Genomic DNA, 4571 nt, shown 5'->3' with positions numbered 1-4571 from the left:
ACACAACATATCCAAGGAAAACCAAATGATTGAGAAAAATGATAGAGAAAAAGAAGATGAGAGATTCGTTGGACTAATTGGTATTTGGATACAAGCAATTGGTACAGCAGTTTCAGCAATTGGAATTACACAAATGATAGAGGATTGAGTTTGAAACTTTAGCTATCGAGAAATTAGTATGAAGATTCATATGAATGGAAGGAAATATTTCATTCTCTTTTAAGGTCGGACAAGGACTTTAGGGAGGATTATTTTCTATAGCTCAATTTTTGGTAATTTAAAAGAATAAAAGATGTTTTATGGTGTAGGTTTTTCTTCTTTCCTGTCGAAGATGTAATAAAAGGGAGGTAGTAAAATGGCACAGTTTGAAGTTGGAAAAATCACTTATTTAGGAGAGAGAAAAGAAGAAATAGATTTTCGAATAGCTTATGTAAGGATTAATGACTATTTAGACTGGGAAGTCATTATACGTGGAACTACTGATAAAGATACAATTTTTATTGAAATAATGAAGAAAAATGAGCAACCAGTATTTGAATTTATTACTACTGAAGGTGAAGTTCTTCAAGGTAGGACAAAAATAGTGAAATTTATCCCGAAATTAATTGATACAGAAATTGATTTATTTGGTATTGGAAAGTTAAATGGTTATGAAATAAAAAGCGTCCAATAGGACATAGCCATCAAGTTAAGACTATGTATAATTTTCAACAAAAACAACCAACGCGTCTAATCATCTATAAATTAACAGAATCTGAACATACAAAACGATTAGAACGGCATAAAAAAGAAAAACGATGAATGCCTAAATATGCGAGTGGTATCAACTTGTTTATTACAAATATAAATGAAACTGACATGATGGCGAATAAAATTTATCAATTCTATTCTCTTCGTTGGCAAGTTAAAATTTTATTTAAAACATGGAAATCTATTTTTGGTATTCATGCGGTAAAAAAGATAAAACTCGAGCGATTCCAGTGCCATTTATATGGACAGTTAATTGCGCTATGTCCGACAAGATACTTCTCATTTGAAGGGATCGTTATCGGACTTTATTGAAGAGCACGAGATTGATGAGACGTTATTTAAATCCATCCTACGTAAGATGGATTTTGACCGAATTCAATTTGAGAAAGATATATCTTATTATTCTGGTGGACAAAAGAAAAAGCTGCTTATCGCTAAAAGTTTATGTGAAAAAGCTCATATATATATATATATATATATATATATATATATGGGATGAACCATTAAATTTTATTGATATTTATTCGCGTATGCAGATTGAAGAGCTTATTCAACAATTTAATTCCACAATGGTTATTGTTGAGCATGATAAGGCATTTCAACAAACAGTTGCAACAAAAAYTATATCTATATAGTTCAAAGTGAATGATTGAAGATATAATCAGTAAATCAAGTCATTAAACTATAGGGCGCTTTAATGGAGTGATGAAAAAAGCCTAATTTCTCTACAATAAATTGAGAAATTAGGCTTTTTAATAGGAAAAGTAGGATACATATTAACAGAATGCACTCATAAATGGGAATATGATATAAGACCATAAGGTTTTCCTACTATTAAAGAAGATGTTTAGGTTTGAATGATACAGGATTAGTTGTGTAATATTACCAATTGTGAATATAAAATAAAGTCACTACTTGGTTTATCTAGAGGTTAATCAATTAACAGGTATTGTAGTTGAACAAGCAATACAATAAATGATTAAACTTATTTATAAAAAAATAATTCGTTAGAATATTTTAAGAGCAAGTTTTGATCAATCTTTTTTCAAAACATCGCGACTTTATTTAAAATCAACATTCAAACCAACAAAAAAGACCGTACATATTATACATATCATATATGTGCAGTCCTTTTATTTTGATTTACTAAAACGTTATGACTCTAAGATAAGTCTAAATGAGATGTTTTTTAATAGCAATTATTCTTTTAATAAATCTATTAAACCATTTCCTTCAGATGTTCGCTCATATCCTAATGGTACAGTACGTTTAATGAGTTGTGCATAGATTTCTGGTTCTGATAACTTTCTTCCATATTCTCTTTCACATTGTTTGATCAGAAGGGCTAATGCTCCCGCAATATGCGGCGTTGCCATTGACGTCCCACTTAATACCGCATACTTTCCTTCAGGATAAGTAGAAAGTATTTCTTCTCCTGGAGCGACTAAATCAATTTCCTGATTTGAATTACTAAAACAAGCAAGTTTCCTTTCTAAATTAACAGCACCTACTTCAATTACTTCTGAATAAGCACCTGGAAAGTCTAATTCCTCTGTTTCATCACTGCAATCTCCATTATTTCCTGCTGCACATACAACGAGTACGTCCTGTTTCACCGCATGTTGAATGACTTCATGTAACTCTGGAACATCTTGTGGCCCGCCGAGTGACATAGAAATGATTCGTACCCGTTCTTGATTMGGCCCTCTCCAGCGCACTGCATAATCAATAGCCTCAATAATTTGTTGATAGCTTCCTGAACCATCTCCTGATAATACTTTTAACACTAATAACTTTGCAAGTGGAGCAACGCCCAGTACCCCTACCCCATTTTCTGCTGCTGCAATTGTTCCTGCAACATGCGTACCGTGACCATTATTATCAAGATAGATTTTCGGGTCCCCTTCATAATCTTCAGTAAAATTTCTCCCGCCAATAATTCGATCTTTTAAATCAACATGATTTATATCACAACCTGTATCTAAAACAGCAACGACAATGTCTTTTCCTTTTGCACTCTTTTCCCAAGCACCAGGAGCATGAATCAGTTGTACACCTGGTGGGATTTCGTTCACTTGCTCTATTACTTTATCGACCGTAAACGGAATTAATTGAATACCTTTTTGTTTATTCGCTGTACTACTGTTCACTATAACCCCTCCTAAAAATATATTATCCTCTCCACTGAATGCGCTTACATTTATAAATAACATTCGTTTTCTCACTTCCATTTTCCTGCTTCAAGATTTTTCTCAATACAAAAACGTCTTTCCCCTCAAATATTCTGACGAAAAAGACGTTTTTGAAATCCTATATTACTTCATTTTTTGCGGCCACAAACTCCATTTCTTTAATAAAAGCATAATTGCTGGAACAAGTAATGTCCGTACAAAAAATGTATCGATAATAACCCCTAGTGCAACTACAAATCCAAACATAAACAGCTCTAATAAGGGCTGAGTAGTTAATACAGCAAATGTAGCCGCTAATATGATACCAGCAGAAGAAATGACGCCTCCTGTCGCTGTTAACCCATTTTCAATGGCTGTTCGTAGTGAATGGTGTGTAGCTTCTTCCCTAATGCGTGAAACAAGCATAATATTGTAATCAACCCCAAGTGCAACAAGGAATACAAATGTATATAATGGAATGCGATAACTCATGTCAGTATATCCAAACAAATGCTGGAATAAGAACATACTAAGCCCTAATGCCGCACAATATGATAACAATATCGTTCCAATCATATAAATTGGTGCAATGAGTGATTTTGTTTGAATACCTAATAAAATAAAAATTAAGATAGAGATTAACACAACGATTAATGTTGTATCATGATTATTAATGTCATGCAGATCCGCTTGCTTTGCTGTTTCACCTGCGAAATAAACATGACCATCCTTTACAAATTCACTTTCTTTACTTTGAAGCGATTGAATCGTGTCCATTGCTTGTAATGAGTATGGTTGATCTTTTAAAATTAATTGTACTTTTGCCGCTTTTCCATCCTCAGACAATAATTGACTTGTGTTCTTTTTAATCGTTTCAATAGAAGGATTCAACCCTTCTACACCTTTTTGTTTGTCTAGCTTTTCTACAAACTGTACGATTTCTTCATTTGATAATTTTCCCTCTTTATTTACTACAACTGTAATTGGTGCCAATTGACCAGGAGAGTATTTCTTTTCAATTAATTCATATCCTTGTCTGGATTCTAAATTGTCCGGGAAAGACTTTAATAGATTGAATGAATACTTAATTTGAAAAATATTCATTGAGCATACAATTAGAAATACAGCAACCGCTCCTCCAATAATATATGGTCTACTTACTACGGCATGACTCACCTTTTTCCATATCACGTGTTTTTCTTTTTGCTGCCCAACCTTTGGAATAAACGGCCAGAATGCTTTTCTACCAAACAACGTAAAGAGGGCAGGTAGTAATGTAATTCCACCTAGAATAATGACAACAAGCGCAATAGAAAATAGCGGGGCGAAGTTTCGATAACCATTATATACTGCGAAAAACAGCATTAACATCGAAGCAAGCACAGTACTCCCACTAAAGAAAATCGGTTCGCCTACCCTTCTCATCGCTTGCTTCATACTTTCATATTTATCTTCACGCTTTTGCAACTCTTCCTTGTACCTTGCAAAAATAAATAAAGCATAATCCGTTAACGCCGCAAATAATAAGATTGACATAATCGACAAGGATTGTGATTTTATTTCGAGGCCAAATTCACCAAATAAACCAAGGGTTCGGTCGATTACTTGGTACACAATAATTGCCGCTATGAGTGGAATAACTGCTAATAG

3 protein-coding genes and 3 pseudogenes are annotated in these 4571 nt (G+C 33.5%); 4 read left to right on the top strand and 2 right to left on the bottom strand.

Annotated features, from left to right (window positions below):
* The 4 genes and pseudogenes from AC1DIT_RS27200 to AC1DIT_RS27185 all read left to right on the top strand — a co-directional run.
* Positions 1-148, top strand: a pseudogene (locus AC1DIT_RS27200) (DUF6944 family repetitive protein); the annotation flags it as partial.
* 207 nt (positions 149-355) lie between these two features.
* Positions 356-673: a hypothetical protein gene (locus AC1DIT_RS27195; protein ID WP_016114780.1), complete on the top strand. Its 318-nt coding sequence runs from the start codon at positions 356-358 to the stop codon at positions 671-673.
* Between the two features lie 32 nt (positions 674-705).
* Positions 706-1014, top strand: a pseudogene (locus AC1DIT_RS27190) (transposase); the annotation flags it as partial.
* Positions 1004-1385: pseudogene (locus AC1DIT_RS27185) on the top strand (P-loop NTPase family protein); the annotation flags it as partial. The pseudogenes AC1DIT_RS27190 and AC1DIT_RS27185, both read left to right, overlap by 11 nt.
* A gap of 564 nt (positions 1386-1949) precedes the next feature.
* On the opposite strand, the gene AC1DIT_RS27180 reads toward AC1DIT_RS27185, so the two are convergent.
* Positions 1950-2900, bottom strand: a complete 951-nt coding sequence (locus tag AC1DIT_RS27180; protein ID WP_033671119.1) for a S8 family peptidase — start codon at positions 2898-2900, stop codon at positions 1950-1952.
* A 165-nt stretch (positions 2901-3065) separates the two neighbouring features.
* A partial coding sequence (locus AC1DIT_RS27175) for an MMPL family transporter (RefSeq protein WP_476998553.1) occupies positions 3066-4571 on the bottom strand: 1506 nt, incomplete at its 5' end.

It is taken from the genome of Bacillus sp. 05T22 (genome assembly GCF_056396765.1).
Note: the sequence above shows the minus strand (reverse complement) of the source record. Positions and strands in the feature narration are given on the sequence as shown.